This is a genomic window from Kitasatospora sp. NE20-6 (assembly GCF_045862635.1).
Window position 1 is genome coordinate 1 of record NZ_BPRL01000160.1, and the last position, 1599, is coordinate 1599.

1 protein-coding gene and 1 pseudogene are annotated in these 1599 nt (G+C 70.0%); both read left to right on the forward strand.

The annotated features are described in order from the left end of the window. Window positions 1-897 (forward strand): transaldolase (locus SNE206_RS39955; RefSeq protein ID WP_407918502.1); only part of this gene is annotated, 897 nt, incomplete at its 5' end. Beyond that, a pseudogene (locus SNE206_RS39960) lies at window positions 887-1599 on the forward strand (glucose-6-phosphate dehydrogenase); the annotation flags it as partial. The gene SNE206_RS39955 and the pseudogene SNE206_RS39960, both read left to right, overlap by 11 nt.

Sequence of the window (1599 nt, forward strand, 5' to 3'; positions counted from 1 at the left end):
ACAGGCGGCCGCGACGGCCGCGTCTCCATCGAGGTCGACCCCCGCCTCGCCCACGAGACCGCCCCCACCGTCGCCGAGGCCAAGCAGCTGTGGTGGCTCGTCGACCGCCCCAACGTCCTCATCAAGATCCCCGCCACCAGGGCCGGCCTGCCCGCCATCACCGAGGTCATCGCCAGGGGCATCAGCGTCAACGTCACGCTGATCTTCTCCCTGGAGCGCTACCGCGCCGTCATGGACGCCTACCTCACCGGCCTGGAGAAGGCCCGGACCGCCGGCCTCGACCTCTCGCAGATCGAGTCCGTCGCCTCCTTCTTCGTCTCCCGCGTCGACACCGAGATCGACAAGCGCCTGGAGAAGGCCGGCGCCGGGCACCTGCGCTCGAAGGCCGCGATCGCCAACGCCCGCCTCGCCTACCAGGCGTACGAGGAGGTGTTCGGCTCCGCCGACAGAAAGCGCAGTGGCTCCGCCGACAGAAAGCGCAGTGGCTCTGCCGACGGGAAGCGCGGTTCCTCGGACCGCTGGAAGGCCCTGGAGTCCGCCGGCGCCAACCCGCAGCGTCCGCTGTGGGCCTCCACCGGCGTCAAGGACCCGAACCTCCCCGACACCCTGTACGTGACCGAGCTGGTCGCCCCAGGCACCGTCAACACCATGCCCGAGGCCACCCTCGACGCCACCGGCGACCACGGCACCGTCACCGGCGACACCGTCACCGTCAACTACGCCGACGCGCAGGCCGTCATGGACGCCGTCGCCGCCGCCGGCGTCGACTACGACGACGTCGTCCAGGTCCTGGAGGACGAGGGCGTCGAGAAGTTCGAGATCTCCTGGAAGGAACTCCTGGAGACCGTCTCGGCGGCCCTCTCCTCCACCCGGTCGGGAGCGTCCGATGCCGGCTGACGCGGACCCCGTGAACCCGCTGCGCGATCCGGCCGACCGCCGGCTGCCGAGGGTCGCCGGGCCGTCCGGCCTGGTGATCTTCGGCGTGACCGGTGACCTCTCGCGCAAGAAGCTGATGCCCGCCATCTACGACCTCGCCAACCGCGGACTCCTGCCGCCGGGCTTCTCGCTCGTCGGCTTCGCCCGCCGCGAATGGGAGGACGAGGACTTCGCGCAGGTGGTGCGGAACGCGGTCGAGGAACACGCGCGCACCCCCTTCCGCGAGGAGGTCTGGCAGCAGCTCGCCAAGGGCATGCGCTTCGTCCAGGGCGACTTCGGCGACGACGAGGCCTTCGACACCCTCCGCAGGACCATCGAGGAACTCGACCAGGCCCAGGGCACCGGCGGCAACTTCGCCTTCTACCTCTCGGTACCGCCCAAGTTCTTCCCCACCGTCGTCCAGCAGCTCAAGAAGCACGGCCTCACCGATCCGCCCTCCTTGCCCGGCGACGGGCAGGAGGGGCCCACCCGGGCTCCGTGGCGGCGGGCGGTGATCGAGAAGCCGTTCGGCCACGACCTGGAGAGCGCGCAGGAGCTGAACCGGATCGTCCACGAGGTCTTCCCCCGTGACGAGGTCTTCCGGATCGACCACTACCTGGGCAAGGAGACCGTCCAGAACATCCTGGCCCTGCGGTTCGCCAACCAGATGTTCGAACCCATCTG